General features: G+C 53.3%; 22 protein-coding genes and 2 tRNA genes. 13 read left to right on the top strand and 11 right to left on the bottom strand.

Translation table 11 applies throughout. The features are described from left to right. Nucleotides 1–251: 251 nt before the first annotated feature. Nucleotides 252–722 (top strand): FxsA family protein, encoded by a 471-nt coding sequence (locus ACFX4O_RS18860; protein WP_131407173.1) that lies wholly within the window; start codon nt 252–254, stop codon nt 720–722. Nucleotides 723–753: 31 nt separating this feature from the next. On the opposite strand, the gene yjeH is transcribed toward ACFX4O_RS18860, so the two are convergent. After that, nucleotides 754–2,010 (bottom strand): L-methionine/branched-chain amino acid transporter, encoded by a 1,257-nt coding sequence (yjeH, locus tag ACFX4O_RS18865; RefSeq protein WP_380210229.1) that lies wholly within the window; start codon nt 2,008–2,010, stop codon nt 754–756. A 230-nt stretch (nt 2,011–2,240) separates the two neighbouring features. Here yjeH and ACFX4O_RS18870 point away from each other — a divergent pair, with 230 nt between their 5' ends. The 4 genes from ACFX4O_RS18870 (at nt 2,241) to ACFX4O_RS18885 (ending at nt 6,923) form a co-directional block, all read left to right on the top strand. Further along, a complete protein-coding gene (locus ACFX4O_RS18870; protein ID WP_007372708.1) occupies nt 2,241–2,534 on the top strand; it encodes a co-chaperone GroES in 294 nt (97 codons plus the stop codon). A 40-nt stretch (nt 2,535–2,574) separates the two neighbouring features. Continuing rightward, entirely contained in the window at nt 2,575–4,221 is a 1,647-nt protein-coding gene (groL, locus tag ACFX4O_RS18875) for a chaperonin GroEL (protein ID WP_131407179.1), read from the top strand. Nucleotides 4,222–4,600: 379 nt separating this feature from the next. Continuing rightward, complete coding sequence (locus tag ACFX4O_RS18880) at nt 4,601–4,954, top strand: DUF4156 domain-containing protein (RefSeq protein ID WP_131407181.1); 354 nt, start codon at nt 4,601–4,603, stop codon at nt 4,952–4,954. Nucleotides 4,955–5,285: 331 nt separating this feature from the next. Next, complete coding sequence (locus ACFX4O_RS18885) at nt 5,286–6,923, top strand: methyl-accepting chemotaxis protein (protein ID WP_380210232.1); 1,638 nt, start codon at nt 5,286–5,288, stop codon at nt 6,921–6,923. Between the two features lie 73 nt (nt 6,924–6,996). Here ACFX4O_RS18885 and epmB read toward each other — a convergent pair whose 3' ends face one another. Next, the gene (gene epmB, locus ACFX4O_RS18890) at nt 6,997–8,025 is read right to left on the bottom strand and encodes an EF-P beta-lysylation protein EpmB (RefSeq protein ID WP_131407185.1); all 1,029 of its coding nucleotides are present in this window, start codon (nt 8,023–8,025) and stop codon (nt 6,997–6,999) included. Between the two features lie 40 nt (nt 8,026–8,065). Between epmB and efp the strand changes: the two genes are divergently transcribed. The 3 genes from efp (at nt 8,066) to ecnB (ending at nt 9,076) form a co-directional block, all read left to right on the top strand. Continuing rightward, nucleotides 8,066–8,632, top strand: a complete 567-nt coding sequence (gene efp / locus ACFX4O_RS18895; protein WP_380210234.1) for an elongation factor P — start codon at nt 8,066–8,068, stop codon at nt 8,630–8,632. Between the two features lie 59 nt (nt 8,633–8,691). Next, a complete protein-coding gene (locus ACFX4O_RS18900) occupies nt 8,692–8,823 on the top strand; it encodes an entericidin A/B family lipoprotein (RefSeq protein ID WP_017459192.1) in 132 nt (43 codons plus the stop codon). 106 nt (nt 8,824–8,929) lie between these two features. Beyond that, the gene (gene ecnB / locus ACFX4O_RS18905; protein ID WP_020456213.1) at nt 8,930–9,076 is read left to right on the top strand and encodes a lipoprotein toxin entericidin B; all 147 of its coding nucleotides are present in this window, start codon (nt 8,930–8,932) and stop codon (nt 9,074–9,076) included. Between the two features lie 29 nt (nt 9,077–9,105). Here the strand turns inward: ecnB and ACFX4O_RS18910 are convergent, their stop codons facing one another. Then, complete coding sequence (locus ACFX4O_RS18910) at nt 9,106–9,708, bottom strand: LuxR C-terminal-related transcriptional regulator (protein WP_131407189.1); 603 nt, start codon at nt 9,706–9,708, stop codon at nt 9,106–9,108. A 266-nt stretch (nt 9,709–9,974) separates the two neighbouring features. Here ACFX4O_RS18910 and sugE point away from each other — a divergent pair, with 266 nt between their 5' ends. Further along, the gene (gene sugE / locus ACFX4O_RS18915) at nt 9,975–10,292 is read left to right on the top strand and encodes a quaternary ammonium compound efflux SMR transporter SugE (protein WP_131407191.1); all 318 of its coding nucleotides are present in this window, start codon (nt 9,975–9,977) and stop codon (nt 10,290–10,292) included. Here the strand turns inward: sugE and blc are convergent. From blc to frdA, 5 genes are all read right to left on the bottom strand, one after another. Further along, the gene (gene blc / locus ACFX4O_RS18920) at nt 10,289–10,819 is read right to left on the bottom strand and encodes an outer membrane lipoprotein Blc (RefSeq protein WP_131407193.1); all 531 of its coding nucleotides are present in this window, start codon (nt 10,817–10,819) and stop codon (nt 10,289–10,291) included. The genes sugE and blc overlap by 4 nt on opposite strands. A gap of 85 nt (nt 10,820–10,904) precedes the next feature. After that, nucleotides 10,905–11,264, bottom strand: coding sequence for a fumarate reductase subunit FrdD (gene frdD, locus ACFX4O_RS18925; RefSeq protein ID WP_131407195.1), 360 nt, complete (start codon nt 11,262–11,264; stop codon nt 10,905–10,907). Nucleotides 11,265–11,274: 10 nt separating this feature from the next. Further along, nucleotides 11,275–11,670 carry a fumarate reductase subunit FrdC gene (gene frdC, locus ACFX4O_RS18930; RefSeq protein WP_131407197.1) on the bottom strand — a complete coding sequence of 132 codons (396 nt, stop codon included), beginning with the start codon at nt 11,668–11,670 and terminating at the stop codon, nt 11,275–11,277. 10 nt (nt 11,671–11,680) lie between these two features. After that, nucleotides 11,681–12,415, bottom strand: a complete 735-nt coding sequence (locus ACFX4O_RS18935) for a succinate dehydrogenase/fumarate reductase iron-sulfur subunit (protein WP_131407199.1) — start codon at nt 12,413–12,415, stop codon at nt 11,681–11,683. Continuing rightward, the gene (gene frdA, locus ACFX4O_RS18940; RefSeq protein ID WP_131407201.1) at nt 12,408–14,198 is read right to left on the bottom strand and encodes a fumarate reductase (quinol) flavoprotein subunit; all 1,791 of its coding nucleotides are present in this window, start codon (nt 14,196–14,198) and stop codon (nt 12,408–12,410) included. The genes ACFX4O_RS18935 and frdA overlap by 8 nt, the downstream gene beginning before the upstream one ends. Before the next feature lie 307 nt (nt 14,199–14,505). Here frdA and epmA point away from each other — a divergent pair, with 307 nt between their 5' ends. Continuing rightward, on the top strand, nt 14,506–15,483 hold the full coding sequence (epmA, locus tag ACFX4O_RS18945) for an elongation factor P--(R)-beta-lysine ligase (RefSeq protein ID WP_200552105.1): 978 nt from the start codon (nt 14,506–14,508) through the stop codon (nt 15,481–15,483). A 53-nt stretch (nt 15,484–15,536) separates the two neighbouring features. On the opposite strand, the gene mscM is transcribed toward epmA, so the two are convergent. The 3 genes from mscM to rsgA form a co-directional block, all read right to left on the bottom strand. Further along, entirely contained in the window at nt 15,537–18,869 is a 3,333-nt protein-coding gene (mscM, locus tag ACFX4O_RS18950; RefSeq protein ID WP_131407205.1) for a miniconductance mechanosensitive channel MscM, read from the bottom strand. 24 nt (nt 18,870–18,893) lie between these two features. Continuing rightward, nucleotides 18,894–19,862, bottom strand: a complete 969-nt coding sequence (asd, locus tag ACFX4O_RS18955; protein WP_131407207.1) for an archaetidylserine decarboxylase — start codon at nt 19,860–19,862, stop codon at nt 18,894–18,896. A gap of 108 nt (nt 19,863–19,970) precedes the next feature. Continuing rightward, nucleotides 19,971–21,017 carry a small ribosomal subunit biogenesis GTPase RsgA gene (rsgA, locus tag ACFX4O_RS18960; RefSeq protein WP_170312051.1) on the bottom strand — a complete coding sequence of 349 codons (1,047 nt, stop codon included), beginning with the start codon at nt 21,015–21,017 and terminating at the stop codon, nt 19,971–19,973. Between the two features lie 94 nt (nt 21,018–21,111). Between rsgA and orn the strand changes: the two genes are divergently transcribed. The 3 genes from orn to ACFX4O_RS18975 all read left to right on the top strand — a co-directional run bounded on the left by orn (nt 21,112) and on the right by ACFX4O_RS18975 (nt 22,125). Next, entirely contained in the window at nt 21,112–21,657 is a 546-nt protein-coding gene (gene orn / locus ACFX4O_RS18965; RefSeq protein ID WP_131407209.1) for an oligoribonuclease, read from the top strand. Nucleotides 21,658–21,913: 256 nt separating this feature from the next. Next, nucleotides 21,914–21,989 (top strand) — tRNA-Gly (locus ACFX4O_RS18970). A gap of 63 nt (nt 21,990–22,052) precedes the next feature. Beyond that, nucleotides 22,053–22,125 (top strand) — tRNA-Gly (locus ACFX4O_RS18975). Nucleotide 22,126: the final 1 nt, after the last annotated feature.

Genomic DNA, 22,126 nt, shown 5'->3' on the forward strand with positions numbered 1-22,126 from the left:
CCCTTAATCGGCCGGATGACTGAAATTATATGCTGAAGGAGAGGAAATGCCGTAATCGGGATCACTTATTATCCCCGTCAATGCATCATAATTAATAATATGTGAAATAAGTCACCGCTTCGTAACAGACAAAAATTTACAACCGCCGCGAAATTGAATTTTCCGCATTTGCCACCATTTGGTAGGGATGCGATTTGCAAACCCATTTCGACAGACGCTCTGAAGCGTCTGTTCATTGACAGGAGAAGCCAGTGCGCTGGATACCGTTTATTGCCGTCTTTTTATATGTTTACATCGAGATCTCGATCTTTATTCAGGTCGCGCATGTTTTTGGCGTGCTGATGACACTGATTTTGGTGATCTTCACCTCGGTGATTGGCATGTCGCTGGTGCGCAACCAGGGATTTAAGAACTTTTTGCTGATGCAGCAGAAAATGGCGGCGGGCGAAAGCCCGGCTGCGGAGATGATCAAAAGCGTGTCGCTGATTATCGCCGGGCTGCTGTTGGTGCTACCGGGTTTCTTTACCGACTTCCTTGGTCTGTTGTTACTGTTGCCACCGGTGCAAAAACATCTGACGCTGAAATTGATGCCGCATTTACGTTTTTCCCGTATGCCGGGCGGCGGGCCTGGCGCAGGCGGTACTGACGGGCAGACATTTGAGGGTGAATATCAACGCAAAGATAATCAGCGCGATCGCCTGGATAACAAAGACGATCGCTAATTTCTGACGCCCGGCAATGCCGGGCTTCTTTTTATAGCTGGGTGGAATGAAGTGAGGTTGTGCGGCGCTTTGGCAGCAGCAACCACAATGCGAACAGCATGAAAATCGCGTAAAGACTCTTCCAGCCGGGGATCACCAACAGCAGCAAACATAGCGCACTTCCGAGTACTGCCAGCGCTTTAAATCGCCCCTTCAGCAAGCGGCAGCCCGCCAGCATGCACAGCAGATAAATCATGATGAAAATACCGTTCGCGTAGATGATCAGCGTATCAAGATTAACGCTGAAGGCGTAAATCGCGAGGGTGCAGAATATGCAGCAGATAATCACCGCGTTCAGGGCATTCAAGGGCAGCTGGCGTTTGGAGAGCTTCGCCAGCGCGCTCTCCGGTTTGTATGCTGCCTGCGACCACACCAGCCGGGCAAAACTCTGGATATAGATATTCAGACTGGCGAAACAGGCCAGATAGCCAATAATGCAGGCAATCCACAGAGCTTGTTTACCAAACAGCTCGACGACAATCACCGGCAGCGACGCCGCTGCGCCCTGAGTGCGCCAGACATCGAAATGCAGCACCACAACGGTACAGGCCCAGTAAACTGAGCCCGCGATCAACAGGCCAATCATCAACGCGCGGGGGAAATCCCGCTCGGGGTTTTTGAATTCAGAGGCCAGATGGGCAAAGGCTTCAAGCCCGACGAAACACCAGAACATCACCGCCAGCGAAGCTGACATTGCCGAAACGGGCACCTGCGAAATCGGCGGAAAGGGAATATCGCTCAAGCGAATGCCGCCGCGCCACCAGATAGCCACAATTAATGCCACGATCAGCCCGGCGATAATCGATTGCAGATTCGCGCTGGAACCTGCGCCGCGCGTACCCAGCAACCAAATCAGCGCCAGCGTACCCAGCTCAGCCATCAATAATTGTGGCCCCTGCCAGCCAAACATGCCTTGCCAGAAACCAGCGGCAATGTGCAGCGCGGCGGGCAATCCAACTGGGATAACAGAGAGAAACAACCAGCCCGTTACGCGTTCAAGACGCGGGCCGAAGGCCATGCCGACGAAATACGCCACGCCGCCCGCGCTGGGAAAGTGACGGCCCAGCACGGCAAAGACAATGGCTACCGGGAACACGAGCACGATCAGTAACGGCCATGCCCACAGGCTGCTGTTACCCGCCGCCAGTGCGGCCAGCGCCGGAACGGCGAACACGCCGGTACCCAGTAAGGAGGTGGAAAGTAACCCAATGCCCTGGGCTAGCCCCAGCTCTTGTTTTAATCCGCTCATTGTCTTTTGTCTGCTTATCGTCAGGAGCGTCGATGTTATCACAATCAGTTTTACTGATGGCTGCTGCAGCCCTGCCGGCTTATGGACGGATAAATTTTCGCAAATTTTTTTGCTGTTCCCCCTTGAAGGGAGAGAAAGCCAACCCCATCTCTCAGGTCACCAGCCGGACAACCGTTTGTGGCCCGGCGTCATCCATAACTGATAAAGACTTTCTCAAAGGAGAGCTATCAATGAGTATTCGTCCGTTACATGATCGTGTGATCGTCAAACGTAAAGAAGTTGAGTCTAAATCTGCTGGCGGTATCGTTCTGACCGGTTCTGCGGCAGGTAAATCAACTCGTGGCGAAATCATCGCTGTCGGTAAGGGCCGCATCCTGGAAAACGGTACTGTGCAACCGCTGGACGTGAAAGTGGGTGATATCGTGATTTTCAACGATGGTTACGGTGTGAAAGCTGAGAAGATCGACAACGAAGAAGTGCTGATCATGTCCGAAAGCGACATTCTGGCAATTGTAGAAGCGTAACAGCGCGCGCGAACCTGAACGAATTTAAGGAATAAAGAAAATGGCAGCTAAAGACGTAAAATTCGGTAATGACGCTCGTGTAAAAATGCTGCGCGGCGTGAATGTTCTGGCAGATGCAGTGAAAGTTACCCTCGGTCCGAAAGGCCGTAATGTGGTTCTGGATAAATCTTTCGGTGCACCGACCATCACCAAAGATGGCGTTTCCGTAGCACGTGAAATCGAACTGGAAGATAAGTTCGAAAACATGGGCGCGCAGATGGTGAAAGAAGTGGCTTCCAAAGCGAACGACGCTGCGGGCGACGGCACCACCACTGCAACCGTACTGGCGCAGTCCATCATCACTGAAGGCCTGAAAGCCGTTGCTGCGGGCATGAACCCGATGGATCTGAAACGTGGTATCGACAAAGCTGTCGCTGCTGCGGTTGAAGAGCTGAAATCCCTGTCTGTACCGTGCTCTGATTCAAAAGCCATTGCACAGGTTGGTACTATCTCCGCTAACTCCGACGAAACCGTAGGTAAACTGATCGCAGAAGCGATGGACAAAGTCGGTAAAGAAGGCGTGATCACCGTTGAAGACGGTACTGGTCTGCAGGACGAACTGGACGTGGTTGAAGGTATGCAGTTTGACCGCGGTTACCTCTCTCCTTACTTCATCAACAAGCCGGAAACTGGCGCAGTAGAACTGGAAAGCCCGTTCATCCTGCTGGCTGATAAGAAAATCTCCAACATCCGCGAAATGCTGCCGGTTCTGGAAGCCGTTGCGAAAGCAGGCAAACCGCTGCTGATCATTGCTGAAGATGTTGAAGGCGAAGCGCTGGCGACCTTGGTTGTGAATACCATGCGCGGTATCGTGAAAGTGGCTGCGGTTAAAGCGCCTGGCTTCGGCGACCGCCGTAAAGCTATGTTGCAGGACATCGCAACCCTGACTGGTGGTACCGTGATTTCTGAAGAAATCGGTATGGAACTGGAAAAAGCGACCCTGGAAGATCTGGGCCAGGCTAAACGCGTTGTGATCAACAAAGACACCACCACCATCATCGATGGCGTGGGCGAAGAAGCGGCAATTCAGGGTCGTGTGACTCAGATTCGTCAGCAGATCGAAGAAGCGACTTCCGATTACGACCGTGAAAAACTGCAAGAACGCGTAGCGAAACTGGCTGGCGGCGTTGCGGTTATCAAAGTTGGTGCGGCGACCGAAGTTGAAATGAAAGAGAAAAAAGCCCGCGTTGAAGATGCGCTGCACGCAACTCGTGCTGCCGTTGAAGAAGGCGTGGTTGCCGGTGGTGGCGTGGCGCTGATTCGCGTAGCCAGCAAACTGGCTGAGCTGAAAGGCCAGAACGAAGACCAGAACGTGGGTATCAAAGTCGCGCTGCGCGCAATGGAATCTCCGTTGCGTCAGATCGTGCTGAACTGCGGTGAAGAGCCGTCTGTTGTGGCGAATACCGTTAAAGCTGGCGACGGCAACTACGGTTACAACGCTGCTACCGAAGAGTACGGCAACATGATCGACATGGGTATCCTGGATCCGACTAAAGTGACCCGTTCTGCTCTGCAGTACGCGGCATCCGTAGCCGGTCTGATGATCACCACTGAGTGCATGGTTACCGATCTGCCGAAAGGCGACGCGCCGGACTTAGGTGCTGCTGGTGGTATGGGCGGCATGGGCGGTATGGGCGGCATGATGTAATCGCTGCCGAACGCGCGTTCAGGGCAACCTGGCGTGAGTTCAACGAAAAAGAGCGGGCTTCGGCCCGCTCTTTTTTTATTGTTAACTGAACACCACGTGCTGCGGACGCGCTCATCATCAGATCATGGTTCAGCCGTATTGTTTTTGGATTTTAACGAGCTGGCCAGGCACCTTTTAAGGCCGTTGGTACGCTTTTTCGTAGCGTAATCGCTGCCGCTTTCAGTGAGGTTGGATTTTTACACTTCGCGCCAGCCCTTTTTTCACTATTTTCCCCAATTTGTGCGGCCTGAGATGGCGGCATTTTTCTTTTGGTCATCTTTTTAGTATAAGGTTTACACACGGGCGACATGCGTCCAGCTCATTGATTATGGGGAATAACATGTACGTAAAACATTTAGCAGGGATTATTGGCGCCTCGCTGTTGCTGGCAGGGTGTAGCAGCAGCAATGAATTGACCACCGGCGGGCAGAGCGTTCGCTTCGTCGAGGAGAAACCCGCAGCATCCTGCCAATATCTCGGCACCGCCACGGGTTCGCAGAGCAACTGGCTCTCTGGCCAACATGGTGAGGAAGGTGGTTCGTTACGTGGCGCGGCGAATGCGTTGCGTAACCAGGCGGCGGCAATGGGGGGTAACGTGTTGTACAGCGTCTCCAGCCCAACACAAGGCTTCTTATCCAGCCTCGTGCCGACTGCCAGTGAAATGAATGCGCAAGTGTATAAATGCCCGAATTGATAAGTTTACTGCCCCGCCAGTAATGGCGGGCGCGTCACTGCTGCAACATTACCTCTCTTTAATTCTCATTGAGTTAGTATTACTTTTTTATTATGCGTAAGCGTGAATATAATTCCTCTGCTAATTAATCGTTACTAACGACCTGAATATTAAGATTTCTTAAGACTTATCTAATGTGATTATATTCACAGGTTTGGATATATTCTTTACCCAAAAATGCATTCGTGACTAAAGTAATATTACGAACTGCCGATACTGACCTCAGGAGAAAAAACGAGGGACTGTGTAATCTAACAATATATTTTATGCATGATGGTGTCGGGAGTTACTAATGAATATTACAAAGAGATTGTTACTTGCTTTCTCATTACTGATCTTAAGCCTCATCGGCACTAATGTTATCGCTATAATTTCTCTGTCTAAAATTGGTGAGTCACAAAATTACTTTCAGGAAAATATCTTACCTAGCCTCGATGCAATGAATAAAGAGACAATGCAGATCTTAAAGATTCGCGGGCAGCTCTTTTTACATGGTTTGACGGATGATCCCGCCGGGATGGCAGAAATAAAACAGAATACAATAAAATTGTATGACGATCTCTACGCCATGCACCAGGGTTACCTTAAAGATCTCATCTCTGACCAACATGATCAGGATTTATCAAATAAAACTTTAAGTGATTTAGATAAGTTCCGTCCGGTGATGGATCAGTATTTTAAAATATCTGAAAGTAATGACCGTGCTGCCATTATTAAGTCTATGCAGAAAGGTGGGTTTGTTGCCGATAATATTGCGCTGTTAATTAATGATTTCTCTGAGCAAGTGACCTACAACTCATCATTAGTTACTAAGGCTGTTCAAGACAGCGAGAATTTAATTTCCCGGGCAATGATTCTTTCGCTGACGGCGACGATCGCCGCAACCCTCATTCTGGGTTTGTTCGGACTCTTCACCGTGCTTAATATCAAACGTCGCCTGAATGGCATGAAAGACGGCATGGTGAATATTAGTGAAAAACTGGATCTCAGCCATGCGTTACCGACAGGGCGTATGGACGAAATCGGTCATGCGGTAACAGCATTTAATAACCTGGTTGAGCGAGTTGCTGAATCGCTGACCATGGTACGTGCCGCTTCCGGTTCGGTGAACACGGCTGCCAATGAGATAGCGCTGGGCAACAATGAACTCTCTGCTCGCACCGAGCAACAATCGGCAGCCGTGGTTGAAACCGCCGCCAGTATGGAAGAGCTAAGCTCCACGGTAAAACAGAACGCAGAGAACGCGCATCAGGCCAGCCAGCTTGCCCTTACCGCCTCTGACACCGCTTCTCAAGGGGGGACCGTCGTTGGGACTGCCATCAGCCGCATGAAAGATATTATTGACAGTTCCAAACGTATTTCGGAAATTACGTCGGTCATCAACGGCATCGCTTTTCAGACCAACATTCTGGCGCTCAACGCGGCCGTTGAAGCGGCAAGAGCCGGGGATCAAGGGCGAGGTTTCGCCGTGGTGGCCGGTGAAGTGCGCTCATTAGCCCAGCGCAGTGCTCAGGCGGCAAAAGAAATTGAGTCGCTTATCAGTGAGTCCGTGACGTTTGTCGAAGAGGGTTCGCGGCAGGTAGACCTGGCGGGCGAAACCATGAGCGGCATTGTGAACTCGGTGCTGCAGGTGAAAGATTTGATGCAGGAAATCGCCGCTGCCTCTGACGAACAAAACCGTGGCATTTCGCAGATTGCCCAGGCGATGTCCGAGATGGATACCACCACCCAGCAGAACGCCGCGTTAGTTCAGGAATCGTCTGCGGCGGCCGGTAGCCTCGAAGATCAAGCCACCAAACTGCAACAGCTGGTTGATGTCTTCCGTTTGCCGGGCCAACAACCGGCTGCCGTGAAGTCTTCCGTGCTGCCAGTGAGACAGCCGCGCCCGGCAGTGGCTGGCGGTGGGGATGATGGATGGGAAACCTTTTAAGTTTTTGCGACGAGCCGTTTTAGGCTCGTCCGCTTCGCGGCTACGTTCGCTCTCATCACGTAGCCGTTTTTTTTTAGCTTTGACGAAGCTGCAGATCCAGCGGCGTTTTACTGGGTTCGCCACCAATCTCACGGGCCAGTTTCGGCACCATATAACCCGACACTAATGTCAGCAGCTCGCGCATAATCGTGCGAGCCTCTTCATCACTGACCATAAAGTGCGCCGCACCCTGTACTTTATCCAGCACATGCAGGTAATAAGGCATTACGCCCGCATCGAACAATGCATTACTTAAATCCGCCAGCGTTTGCGCATTATCATTCACGCCGCGCAGCAGCACACTCTGGTTCAGCAGCGTTACATTGGCCTGACGCAGCTGCGCCATTGCATGGCGAAAATCATCACCGATTTCCTGCGCGTGGTTGATGTGGTTTACCAGCAAAATTTGCAGTGATGAGCGAGCAAAACGCGCGCTTAGCGTATCGGTGATCCGCGCCGGAATCACAATCGGCAGACGGCTATGAATGCGCAGGCGCTTGATATGCGGGATAGCTTCCAGTTGGGCAAGCAGCCAGTCCAGCTCATGATCTTTTGCCATTAGTGGATCGCCGCCGGAAAAAATGATCTCATCCAGTTCCGAATGCACCGCAATATAGTCCAGTGCGCCTTGCCAGTTGCGTTTGTTGCCCTGGTTATCGGCATAAGGAAAGTGGCGACGGAAGCAATAACGACAATTCACCGCACAGCCGCCTTTAACCAGCAGCAGCGCGCGGTTGCGATATTTGTGCAGCAAACCGGGTACAACACTGCTCTGTTCTTCCAGCGGATCGGTGCTGAAACCCGGCGCGGCGATGAACTCTTCTTGCGAGGTAAGTACCTGACGCAAAAGCGGATCATGAGGGTTTCCCGGCTGCATGCGTGCTGCGAATGCACGAGGAACACGCAGCGGAAACAGGCGCTTTGCCGCACCACCAGCGATTAAATTTTCATCAGTGTCTATCTTTAGAAGACGTAACAGTTCATCCGGATCGGTGATTACATCGGCAAGTTGTATTAACCAATCTTCTCTGGATGGGGTTTTTAGGGTTACAATATGCGCCATTTTGTGGCTTAGCTACCAGTTAACAATTTCAGAGGGCCTTATGGCGACTTACTATAGCAACGATTTTCGTGCCGGTCTTAAAATCATGATGGACGGCGAACCTTATGCGGTTGAAGCCAGCGAATTCGTTAAACCAGGCAAAGGCCAGGCTTTCGCACGCGTTAAACTGCGTCGTCTGCTGACCGGTACGCGTGTAGAGAAAACCTTCAAATCTACTGATTCCGCAGAAGGCGCGGACGTTGTCGATATGAACCTGACTTACCTGTACAACGACGGTGAGTTCTGGCACTTCATGAACAACGAAACTTTCGAACAGCTCTCTGCTGACGCGAAAGCCATTGGTGACAGCGAAAAATGGCTGCTGGACCAGGCTGAGTGCATCGTGACGCTGTGGAACGGTCAGCCTATCTCTGTTACTCCGCCGAACTTCGTTGAACTGGAAATCGTTGAAACCGATCCAGGCCTGAAAGGTGACACCGCAGGTACCGGCGGCAAACCGGCTACCCTGAGCACGGGCGCAGTGGTTAAAGTTCCGCTGTTTGTGCAGATTGGTGAAGTGATTAAAGTAGATACTCGCTCTGGCGAATATGTATCTCGCGTGAAATAATCCTTACGACGTCGGCGTAGCACCGTGCTACGCCGTCGAACTTTGCAGGCAGGGATGATATGAAACGTCTGACGAAATTCCTCTCTCTACTTCTTATCAGTTGCGCACTGCTTTCCGGTTGCAATACTGCCCGTGGCGTTGGCGAAGATATCCAAAGTCTGGGCCATGTCATCTCGCGCGCAGCGAACTAAAACTTCCTCTCTTCCTAAAAATGCTTCCGTTCCGGTAACCTTCCCGGATTTTGTCTATGCTTAAGTGGCTATACACAAACAATATTGGCTACAAAAGGAAGATATTATGGTTAAGAAGACAATTGCTGCGATCTTTTCTGTTCTGGTTCTTTCCTCAGTACTGACGGCCTGTAACACCACGCGTGGTGTGGGAGAAGATATCTCCGATGGCGGTAACGCGATTTCTGGTGCGGCGTCAAAAGCGCAACAGTAATCACTGTCGGTACGGCGTTTGCCGTACCGTTAGTTTGAGTTTTCCGGCAGTGATAAGAACGGCGTAAAACGGTTTCCCATCCCCAGCTTCATTCTGATATTGCGCTTGTAGGTATAAACAGTCTTACCGTTAATGCTGAGATTACTGGCAATCGCCTGGTTATCATTCCCTTCCATCCACAGTGTCAGTACTTTTTCTTCCTGCTTTGTCAGTAGAGGAGTGGCGATGTGCGGTATCGCACGGATCGGGCGCGCTAGCATCATTGCGTCGATGATTTGCGCCAGTTTTTCCAGTGGTTCTGTTTTCAACATCGTCGCCTGAATAGCAAACTGCGCGCAAAATTCTGACAATTGAGCATCTTCGCCAGACTCTAGCAACATCACCTGCGTCGATTCGCTACAGACGGAAAAGAATGACGCAAGTTGTTGAATGTGATGTATTTCATTCTTGAATCCATGAAGATCGGCAATGACCAAATCCGGCTGCCACTGTACAATATGTTCTTTGGCGAGCATTAAGTTATGCAACGCGGTTACCAGGAAGGAAGCGGGGAATAAATCGGTTTGATTGAGCCAGGATTCCATCCCTGAGCGGGTGAAGTAACAGCGGTCAATCACGAGAATCTTGAACATATTTTTCTTCGCAGTCAGAGAGTGGCGCACAACGTCCTGAATTCAGGAGAGCGGATTTATCATAGGGGGTAGATATGGTGAATAAATGCCGGAATTCCGCTGCGAACAGTGGCTATTTCTCGCTTTAAAACGCCTAAAATTGAGCAAGAACAAAAATATTGAAATAATGGGCCTAAATCGGCAAAATTTGCCTCTCTTCACACGCCGAACGGGACGACCCGTTTGCGCCAATTCACATTGGGGACGGCCCCGCACTGGAGCCAAAAATGTCCTGGTTAATTCTTCTTATTGCAGGTCTTCTTGAAGTGGTTTGGGCTATCGGCCTGAAATATACCCACGGTTTCACCCGGTTAATGCCAAGCATTATTACCGTGACGGCGATGGTCGCAAGCGTCGTGCTGCTGTCATGGGCAATGAAAACATTGCCGGTGGGAACCGCATACGCCATCTGGACAGGCATTGGCGCAGTCGGCGCTGCAGTCGCCGGCATTGTGCTGCTCGGCGAATCTGCAAGCCTGGCGCGTATCCTCAGCCTTTGTTTGATTGTGGCCGGGATTATCGGATTGAAACTCAGCGCCCATTAATGGGGCTGGTTTATCCATAGCAGTTTTTCCACGGCAAACCCTTGTCGGGCCGCGATGTCGAGCATCTGCTGTTTTACGTCAGCCGGAAGGGTGGGCGTGCGTGACAGTATCCAGAGATAGTCGCGGTCCGGCCCGCAAACCAACGCGTAGCGGTAGTCGCTGTCCAACGCGAGAATGTTATAGCCGCCGTAGAAGGGGCCAAAGAAGGAGACTTTCAGCGCGGCGGTACGTGGGTTACCGGTGAAATACGCGGTGCCGATGGCTTGCTGCCACATGTCGCGTTCCGTGTTGTAACCGCGATTCACCACCGTCAAACCGCCATCGTCGCGCAGGCTATACGTGGCGGTGACCCTTTCCAGACCGCGTTCGAATGAATGATCAAAGCGGGCAATTTCGTACCATTTACCCAGATAGCGTTGTGTATTGAAATCCTGTACGACGGTCACGCCATCAGGAGGAGTGGGAGAGCTACAGCCGGAGATGAACAGCGCAGCGATAACAGTCACGATGAGAAGCATCAGGCGCATGAGAATTTCCTTCCAGATCTTTTCTTTAGGGTATAGACGCTGGCGGGAAATTTGCTCTCCCGCTTACGCAGGAGAGCGACTGATATCAAAGAAATAGAATACCGATCAGGGTAACAACGGTGAGAATGGCGGCAAGGCCATAAAACACCCATTTACCGCTGGGAACATGGATTTTTAAATCATGCATCATGTGGTGGATACGATGCAGACCGCACCACACCGGCAATACAATCATCAAAAAGATAAAGACGCGGCCAATAAAGCTTTGCGCAAACGCCAGCACGCGATCGTAACCGAGTGCATCGCCGGGGTAGAACCCTAGCGGCAGCAGCACGCCAATCAACAGCACGATAACCGGTGTGACAATCGCGCCCCACATACCACCAGCGCCAAATAATCCCCAGAAAACGGGTTCGTCAGAACGTTTTGGATTCGGGTTAATCACGTTGGCCTCCTTACCAGAACAGTGCGACAAACAGGATCACCACGGTGACCACTGCCGTTACCACCCAAAGCCCTTTAATTACCGGCTCTGGACCCATTTTTTCGCCCTTAACAATAATGAGCTGCGCTTTCGGCGCGAGATCAAACCAGGTTTTGGTGTGCAGCAATGCTGCCGCCAGGGCGATCAGGTTGAGGATCAGCACAATCGGGTTTTGCAGAAAATGCACAAACCCGCCCCAGCTTTCCGGCCCATGTTTCAGCGAAAATAGGCCAAAGATCAGTTCGAGACTGAACCAGACCGCCGCGACTGCCGTTCCTTCACGCAGCATATAGAAGCGATAAAACGGCAGGGTTTTCCACCAGGTTGATGGCATGGGACGAACCCAGGCTTTGCGTTTAGTCGTCATAATGCACTCCTTAGCGTGGTTTCAGGGTGGCGATAAGAAAGTCTTTCGAGCTTTCCACCTTGCCCTGCTGGATGGCGGCGGCCGGATCGACATGCTTCGGACAGACTTCCGAGCAGTAACCGACAAACGTACAGCTCCACACGCCATTCTGGCTGTTGAGCTGCGCCATGCGCTCTTTCTTACCTTTGTCGCGGCTATCGAGGTTATAGCGATGCGCCAGCGTGATCGCTGCCGGGCCGATAAACTCAGGATTCAGACCGAATTGCGGGCACGCGGCATAACACAAACCGCAGTTGATACAGCCGGAGAATTGGTGATACTTCGCCATCTGCGCCGGGGTTTGCTTGCCTGGCCCCTGATCCGGCGTGCGCGTGTTACCAATAATGTAGGGCTTAATCGCTTCGAGGCTCTCGATAAAGTGGGTCATATCGACCACCAGATCGCGCTCAATCGGGAAGTTCGCCAGCGCTTCGACTTTCATCCCTTTCACGTAATCACGCAGAAAGGTCTTGCAGGCGAGTTTCGGCACTTTGTTAACCATCATGCCGCAAGATCCGCAAATCGCCATACGGCACGACCAGCGATAGCTCAGGTCCGGCGCGAGGTTATCTTTGATGTAGTTCAGCGCATCGAGCAGAGAAGTGGCTTCATCGTAGGGCACATCGTAAAAAGCACTGTGCGGCGCGCTGTCCACTTCCGGGTTGTAACGGACAATCTCGATTTTCAGATTCTTCAACTCAGCCATTGTTCGTCTCCTTCTTCTCGGACGCTTCAGCTTCAGCACCGTAGACGCGTTTTGCTGGCGGCAGCGTGGTGATCTTCACGTCGCTGTACTCCAGACGGGTCGCGCCATCGGCACCGCGGAACGCCAGCGTGTGCTTGAGGAAGTTAACGTCATCGCGCTCGGTACAGCCTTCATCCAGACGCTGATGCGCACCGCGAGACTCTTTACGTGCCAGCGCGGAGTGCGCCATACATTCGGCGACATTCAGACCGTGGCCCAGTTCAATGGTGTAAAGAACATCCGTGTTGAAGACGCTGGAAGTATCGGTGATGCGTACACGTTTAAAGCGCTCCTGCAACTCCGCCAGTTTATCCACGGTTTTCTGCATCAGCTCCGGCGTACGGTAGATGCCGCAACCTTCTTCCATGGATTCACCCATTTCATCGCGGATTTTTGCCCAGCTTTCGGTGCCGTCCTGATTCACCAGCGCTTTCAGACGTTTTTCCACGTCGGCGGCTTGTGCGTTCAGCGCACTGTCATTGGCCTCGGTTGCGGTTGCGGCGCGTTCCATGGCGCGTTCACCAGCAAGACGACCAAATACCACCAGTTCCGCCAGCGAGTTCGAACCCAGACGGTTTGCGCCGTGCAGGCCGACAGAAGAGCACTCGCCCACAGCAAACAGGCCGCTGATGCGGGATTCGCAGTTTTGATCGGTTTCGATACCGCCCATGGTGTAGTGCGCGGTTGGGCGTACCGGAATCGGCTCTTTGATGGGATCGACGCCAACATAGGCTTTTGCCAGCTCGCAGATAAACGGCAGACGTTCGTTGATTTTTTTCGCGCCGAGATGGCGCAAATCGAGGTGCACCACATCGCCACGCGGCGTAGAGATGGTGTTGCCTTTGCGCCACTCGTGCCAGAACGCTTGCGACACTTTGTCGCGCGGGCCAAGCTCCATATATTTGTTCTTCGGCTCGCCGAGCGGCGTTTCCGGGCCCATGCCGTAATCCTGCAAATAGCGGTAGCCGTTCTTGTTGACGAGGATCCCACCTTCACCGCGGCAACCTTCGGTCATCAGAATGCCGGAGCCGGGCAGGCCGGTCGGGTGATACTGCACAAATTCCATATCGCGCAGCGGCACGCCGTGTGCCAGCGCCATGCCCATGCCGTCGCCGGTGACAATACCGCCGTTGGTGTTGTAACGGTAAACGCGGCCCGCGCCGCCCGTTGCCATCACCACCGCATTGGCACGGATCTGCACCAGCGTGCCTTCCATCATATTCATGGCGACCAGCCCGCGGGCATGGTTGTCATCGACCAGGATATCCAGCACAAAATGCTCGTCGAAGCGCTGGATTTGCGGGAACTGAAGGGATGTCTGGAACAATGTATGCAGCATATGGAAGCCGGTTTTATCGGCGGCGAACCAGGTGCGTTCGATTTTCATCCCGCCGAAGCGGCGCACATTGACCGTGCCGTCAGGACGGCGGCTCCACGGACAGCCCCACTGTTCAAGCTGGGTCATCTCTGTCGGGCAATGATGCACAAAATAGTCAACGACATCCTGTTCGCAGAGCCAGTCACCGCCAGCAACGGTATCGTGGAAATGGTACTCGAAGCTGTCATGATCCTGGGCGACGGCGGCAGAGCCGCCTTCCGCAGCAACAGTGTGGCTGCGCATGGGATAGACTTTTGAAATCAGTGCGATTTTGGCATTTGGGTGGGCTTGCGCCGCAGCGATCGCGGTACGTAATCCCGCTCCGCCTGCGCCAATCACAGCGATATCGGCTTGAAAGGTATGCACGACATTCCTCCAGATTATTGTTGTTCCGCAACGACAAGCCTGAAGCGCTCAAGGTAGTTGCGGATATGTTCCACTGCTCCTTTTTGGGTAAAGGCAGTATAACCGTAGAGATTCGGGGGAAATTTGATGCGTTCGATTTTTTTGCTGTTCTTTGTGGTGATATGTCATCGATCTTGATTGATATCACCATAAAATGTTTACCCATCTAGTTATAGACGACATTAATGAAATTATTCTGCGCAAAATTTGTCTCTGCGGATCGATGCGGGTAGACTTCGTGCCCTTGTCTGAAATCGGAGAAAGTACCATGAGCGAGACGGCAACCTGGCAGCCGAGCGCATCCATCCCCAACCTATTGAAACGCGCGGCAATTATGGCGGAAATTCGCCGTTTCTTTGCCGATCGCGGTGTGCTTGAGGTGGAAACGCCCTGTATGAGCCAGGCGACGGTGACAGATATTCACCTGTTCCCGTTCGAGACCCGTTTTGTTGGCCCTGGCCACTCTCAGGGGCTTAATCTCTATTTGATGACCAGCCCGGAATACCACATGAAACGCCTGCTGGCTGCGGGTTGTGGCCCGGTTTTCCAGCTGTGCAGAAGCTTTCGTAACGAAGAGATGGGACGTCATCACAACCCTGAATTCACCATGCTGGAGTGGTATCGCCCGCACTACGACATGTATCGCCTAATGAACGAAGTGGATGATTTGCTGCAACAGGTGCTGGAGTGCCCGGCGGCAGAGTCGCTCTCTTACCAGCAGGCTTTCCAGCGTTATCTCGAAATCGACCCACTCTCGGCAGATAAAACCCAGTTGCGTGAAGCGGCGGCGAAACTCGATCTGAGCAATATCGCCGATACGGAAGAAGACAGAGATACGCTGCTGCAATTGCTGTTCACTATGGGCGTTGAGCCGCAGATCGGTAAAGATCGTCCGGCTTTTGTATATCATTTCCCGGCAAGCCAGGCGGCGCTGGCGCAGATCAGCACGGAAGATCACCGTGTTGCGGAACGCTTTGAGGTTTATTTCAAAGGCATCGAGCTGGCGAACGGTTTCCATGAGCTGACCGATGCCCGCGAACAGCAGCAGCGTTTCGAGCAGGATAATCGCAAACGTGCCGCGCGCGGTTTACCGCAGCAACCCGTGGATGTCAATCTGCTGGAAGCGCTGAAAGCCGGCCTGCCGGATTGCTCCGGCGTAGCGCTGGGTGTTGACCGTCTGGTGATGCTGGCGCTGCAAGCTGAAAGCCTGGCCGACGTGATTGCGTTTACCGTTGATCGGGCCTGATGACCCGATGAGTTAACAGTAAAAAAGGCGCCTGAGGCGCCTTTTTTGTTGGCTTACAAGCTGCCCGCCGGGCGGCTACTTTTGCCTGAGGACGTCAGCGTTCTTGCGCTGCGTTTGCCATCGAGGCTCTCCAGGCGCATCTGGAACGGCGGGAACGGCAAATCAATACCGTGTTCGCGGAAGCCCGCCAGAATCAACTGGTGGATTTCGTGGCGCAGCGGCATGCGATGTCCCATCTCCGCCGCATAAATGCGCAACTCAAACAGTTGCAGGCCTTGCTGCAAGTCGACGAGGAACACTTCCGGCGCCGGGTTATCAATCACCAGCGAACAGCGTTCGGCTGCGGTGTAAAGAATCTGCGTGACCTCTTCGCTGTTGGCATCGGCTGGCGCCGGTACCGTCAGCACAACGCGCGTGACCGAATCTGACAACGACCAGTTAATAAACTGCTCGGTGATAAATGCTTTGTTTGGCACGATGATCTCTTTGCGATCCCAGTCGCTGATAGTCGTCGCGCGAGTATTGATCTTGGTGATGCTGCCGGTTAGATCGCGGATAGTTACCGTATCGCCAATGCGAATCGGTTTTTCAAACAGGATAATCAGGCCAGAGATAAAGTTGGCGAAAATCTCCTGCAAGCCAAAACCAAGCCCAACACCGAGCGCCGCGACCAGCCACTGTAATTTGGCCCACTCAATGCCGATCATTGAGAAACCAACTAACCCGCCAAACAGCATCAGCAGGTATTTGGTGATGGTGGTGATGGCGTAACCAGTGCCCGGTGCCAGATCCAAGTGTTGTAACAGCGCCAGCTCCAGCAATGCGGGGAGGTTGCGCACCAGTTGGGTGGTGATAATAAACACCAGAATGGCGATCAGTACCGCGCCGAGGGTGATGGGCTCCAGGCTTTCCACGCCTTGTACCGTTGAGGTGACATCCCACAGCGGGATGTTTTCCAGAAAGCCAAAGGCGGAATGGATCTCGGACCACAGCACAATCACTGACAGCAGGGCGATCAGCATCAGGATCGAACGCACCAGACGCAATGACTGCACGCTGATGGCATCAAGATCGACTTCCGGCTCATCCACCTCGGCAGTGCCTTCGGTGCTGGTGTGATGGGGAACATCTTCTTCACCTCGGGCGCGCTGGGCGAGAATCTCTGCGCGGCGGTGACGGGCGCGTTCAAAGGCCAGACGGCGGCGCTGGATCAGCATCCAGCGGCGGATGATGTGATACACCACCAGCAGCAGAAACCAGATGGCGACCGAGGTTTCCAGACGCGCAAGCAGCGCCTGCGCCGTGGCCAGATAACCAACGCAGGCGGCCAGAATCGCCGCCAGAGGCGCACTCAGCAGCAGGTTCCACAGCAGGTGATTGGGCATATTGTCGCTGTTGCCTGCTTTATCGACATACAGTGGGATCCCAGCGCGTTTCAGGCTGAGCGTCACGATCGCCAGCGCCCCACAAATAAGAATAAAACAGAGTCGCCCCAGCGACGCGGAGAACTCACGGTCGTTAAGGTTATCAAACATGATCAGCGCCATGATCAGCGGCACAATAAAGCCGATGCTCATCAGATAGTAGCGCATGCCGCGAGCCACGCGGTTACGCGGCCAGCCAAAGTGGGCGACAAACAAGCCGGTCGGTCGGGCGAACGTGGCACAAATCATCACCACCCACAGCAGCGGCACGGTGGCTGTCACGCCATCGCCAATCGCCACCGCCAGCGGGTAGGGCCAGGCCTCCTGCAATCCATAGCCGAGCGTTTTCCATAATACCGGCAGCGGCGACGCGACCAGAATTGACCAGAATACGGTACGCATGGTGAGCCAGAAGTGATCCTGCGTCACTTTGCCCACGCGGGCGCTGGAACGCTCCAGAAAGCGCGTAAAGTGACGGCGGGAGTAAATGCTAAAGCCCACCAACAGCAACGCACCAAACAGCGGAAATAGCGTCTCTTTGCTGGTAAGCATCATGGCGCTGGCTTTGCCCAACTGGCTGATGGTGTCGAGCGATAGCAAGCGCCGCAGATCCTGTACGATCTCAATCGGCCAGGAAAAAGAGATAGGGCTGACGTCCGCCGTCCAGAATAAGTAGCGATGGGTGGCTTCATTAACTTCTTTTAGCGCATCTTCCAACTGGCTATTGGAAACTTTGAGCTTGGTGAGCTCAAGGATCAGCGTATCGCCGCCCTGTAATAGCGAGTTCAGCAGCTCGCGCTGGGTGCGAAGTTGCGCTTCCAGAATGCGGTTTTGCTCAGCCGTCAGCGGCTGGCCATCCGCCTGGCGGATTTGTCGCAGTTGCGGCTGCTTATTCAACAGATCTTCATAGCGCATGCGATGCACACGTAACTGCGCCATTTCGGTATCCAGTTGCTGTGGTTTTGGCATCTCTGGCAGACGAGCGACCTGCGCGCGCAACGCTTCGCCCAGCATATTGGACGCGCCAAGCCATTGCGATTGCTCGCGCAGGGTATTTAGCGCCTGACGAACCTGTAATGTCTGCCCGGTAGCCTGCCGCTGCTGTGAGGCCACCAAATCCATGCGCTGCGCCTGCTGGTTCAGTGCCTGTGATAGCTCACGGTTAATGCGGAACTGCTCGACAATCCCCGCCGGTAAGTTGGCGCTGTTTTCCGCCAGTAATTCGGTGCTCTCCAGCGCTTGTTCTGCTTCGCGCTGGCGCTGGCTATTGAGTTGATTACGCAACGCTTGCAAATAAGCATCTAATTGCTGGCTCTGTTTTTGCGCCAGCTCGGAGCGCATACGCGCCAGCTCCTGGCGGTTATTTGCCGATAACTGCGCCAACTCCAGTTCGTCAACCAGCGCTTTCAGCTTTGCCGATTCCGCCTGTGCGCCAAAGTTTTGTGCTTGTGCCAGCGGAGTATTGCTGTTTTGTGTGCCGAGGCGGCGTTCCACTTCGGTGACCTGGCGGCGCGCATCGGTTTGCTGCTGCGGTAGCTGGCTTAGCGAATCGCTAATTTCCCGGGCGCGCTCCTGCTCCTGCTGGGCTAAACGGGTTTTTTCCAGCAACTGGCTGCTGACTTGCAGGATCTCCTGATTTAGCGCATCGCTGCTCATGCCCGCTGGCGCGGGTTTCGGTTCGTCGCGCAGGTTGTCCAGCTGCGCGCGCAACGTTCTGGAGAGTTTAGGGAAGTTATCAATAACTTCTTGATATTGTTTGGCGCGCTCGAGTGAACCTTTACGTTCTTCGAGCGCGTTTAGTGCCGCCTGAAGTACCTCGACGGTTTCTGCCTGATCCGGCGTGTTTTTCGCCGCCTTGGCTTGCTCCAGCTCCTGGGCGATTTGTCGGGCATCGGGGGCCGTTGCAGCGATAGCCCCCAGGCTGAGGCACCAGGCCATCAGAAAAACGATAATCAGGCGCAAATCAGTCTCCCGGGTCGTTAAGGATTAGCTTTCGTCTTGCTTGTCATCTACCAGCGGGCTGGCGTCATGCTCTGCTTTGATTTCCGCTTCCGGGAGCGGTGCCGGTTCTGCATCAACAGGCGCGAAGGTTTCGGCGGAAACCGCCAGCGGTTGGCCAATTTTGGTGACTGACAGGCTCTGTAACTGCTCGACTAAATTCACTTTGCCCGGCGCAAATAAGTTAATCACCGTGGAGCCAAGTTTAAAGCGGCCCATCTCCTGGCCTTTCAGCAGCGCAACCGCACCTTCGCTTTCACCGGCAGGCCAGGTCCAGCGTTTGATGATGCCTTCGCGCGGCGGAGTAACGGTACCCGCCCATACGGTTTCGATGCTGCCGACAATCGTCGCACCAACAAGAATTTGCGCCATCGGGCCGAACTCGGTCTCAAACAGGCAGATCACCCGCTCGTTACGTGCAAACAGGTTCGGCACGTTCTGTGCCGTCAAATGGTTCACGGAGAAGAGATCGCCCGGCACGTAAATCATTTCGCGCAGGATGCCGTTGCACGGCATATGAACGCGGTGATAATCGCGCGGCGAGAGATACGTAGTAACAAAGCTACCGTTACGGAACAGGTCCGCCATCAGATAGTTGCCCGCCAGCAGCGCTTCCAGGCTGTAATTATGCCCTTTGGCCTGCAGGATTTTATCATTGTCGATTGCGCCAAGCTGGCTAACGACGCCGTCCGCCGGCATCACCAGTACGTTCGGATCGGTGTTAAGCGGGCGCACTTCGTCACGCAGCGGGCGGACGAAAAAGTCGTTAAAAGTGCGGTAGCTGGCGGTGTCCGGCTTCTGCGCTTCTTTCATATCGACCTTGTAGTATTTCACGAACAGATCGATAACCAGTTTGGTCAGCCAGCCTGCACGTTTACTTGCGCCCCAGCCCGCCAGGCGAGTGAGCCACAGTTTCGGCAGAATGTATTGAAGCGAAAGTTTAAATGAATTTAACAAGGTAGCCTCCAGGCTATTGTTTTTGTCGTTCCTGACCCGGCGCATAAGCGCCGAAGCCTTTAAAAAGGGGGACGATTTTAGCGATGCTAAGCGTAGTTGTCAGTCATCCTATTCAGAAAAGCTTTTACGCGTTTTTACCTGCGACATGCTCTCGAGAATGCGGTGGTAGTTTTCAAACCGGCTCTTGGCAATTTCGCCTTTCTCTACCGCTTCGCGGATGGCGCAACCCGGGTCGGTATCGTGCTTACAGTCGCGGTATTTGCAATGACCAAGATAGTCATGGAATTCGACAAAACCGTTAGTGATTTGTTCCGGTTCGAGATGCCAGAGGCCAAACTCACGAACGCCAGGCGAATCAATCACATCGCCGCCATGCGGGAAATGATAAAGCCGCGCAGCGGTAGTGGTGTGCTGGCCCAGGCCAGATGCGTCGGAAACATCGTTGGTGAGGATTTGCTTTCCTTGCAAACCGAGCAGCGCATTGAGCAGGCTCGATTTCCCCACCCCGGACTGGCCGGCGAAGATACTGATGCGGTCGGTCAAGGCTTCGACAAGTGGTGCCAGCCCGTCTTGCCTGTGGCTTGAAACCATTAACACTTTGTAGCCAATTCCACGGTAGATATCCATCTGCTCGTTAACGAAGCGTAAGCTGTCGTCATCCAGCAGATCGATTTTGTTCAGCACAATCAACGGCTCAACCTGTAAGGCTTCACACGCCACCAGATAGCGGTCGATGATATTGAGCGACAGCTCAGGCAGGATGGCGGAAACCACCACGATCTGGTCGATGTTTGCCGCGATCGGTTTGACGCCATCGTAAAAGTCGGGGCGCGTCAGCACCGAGGTGCGCTCATGTACGGCTTCAACAATACCTTTTACGGTGACACCTTCCGCGGCTTCTTTACCTGGTCGCCACACCACGCGGTCACCGGTGACCAGCGAGCGGATAGTTCGTCGTATGTTGCAGCGATGCACTTCGCCATCGGCGGATTCCACATCGGCATGCATGCCAAAACGGCTGATCACCACCCCTTCGGACGTATCGCCGAACAGGTTGTCATCGTAGTCAGCTTTCTCCGCAGACGTTGTTAGTCGGCGCTGGTGGTTCGCATTTACGCGGCGCTGCTGCCCTTTGGAGAGTTTATTTTTACTCAATCGTGCTGGCTCCTGGTCGCCCCGGATGGGCAAAACGACTATGATACACGCAATTTTAGATGAATATAGTTACGCGAGAAGGGTGGAAAATAGCATGAGCGCAAATGAAAACAACCTCATTTGGATCGATCTTGAAATGACGGGGTTAGATCCCGAGCGCGATCGCATTATTGAAATCGCGACGCTGGTGACCGATGCAAACCTGAACATTCTGGCGGAAGGTCCGGTAATTGCGGTACACCAATCCGATGCGCAATTGGCGCTGATGGATGACTGGAACGTACGCACCCATACCGGCAGCGGCTTGGTGGATCGCGTCAAAGCCAGTCAACTGGATGACCGTGCGGCGGAACTGGCGACTATCGAGTTCCTGAAAGAGTGGGTGCCAGCGGGTAAATCGCCCATTTGCGGTAACAGTATTGGCCAGGATCGCCGCTTTCTGTTTAAGTACATGCCGGAGCTTGAAGCCTATTTTCACTACCGTTACCTGGATGTCAGCACCCTGAAAGAGCTGGCGCGCCGCTGGAAACCGGAAGTGCTGGACGGTCTGAAAAAGCAGAACACCCATCAGGCGTTGGATGATATTCGCGAATCGGTGGCGGAGCTGGCTTACTATCGCGAGCATTTTATTAAGCTGTAATGCACAAGTGGTGCGGAGCCGGAAATTTTTAGCTTCGGCTCTGTAAGCCGCTAATGGCGCGACTTTGCTGGAAAAATGCGCGTTTTGTCGATTTAATCGGCACTTGAACAAAAAAAGCGAAAATTTGCTTTCGGGGGCTTGCAGCAGGAAGGATTTCTCGTATAATGCGCCTCCCGTGAAGACACAGAAATGTGCAACACGGCGTCACGAAATTTTAGTGAAAAGCGTAAGCAAGTTCCTGAAAAATCGATGATAAGCGGGAATAGCTCAGTTGGTAGAGCACGACCTTGCCAAGGTCGGGGTCGCGAGTTCGAGTCTCGTTTCCCGCTCCAAAATTTGAAATGCACCATCCAAATTTACTGGTTTTGTCATTGATGTCGAATCCAGATAAATATGCGGGAATAGCTCAGTTGGTAGAGCACGACCTTGCCAAGGTCGGGGTCGCGAGTTCGAGTCTCGTTTCCCGCTC

Source organism: Kosakonia sp. YIM B13571, from assembly GCF_042788095.1.
Lineage (GTDB): Bacteria > Pseudomonadota > Gammaproteobacteria > Enterobacterales > Enterobacteriaceae > Kosakonia > Kosakonia quasisacchari.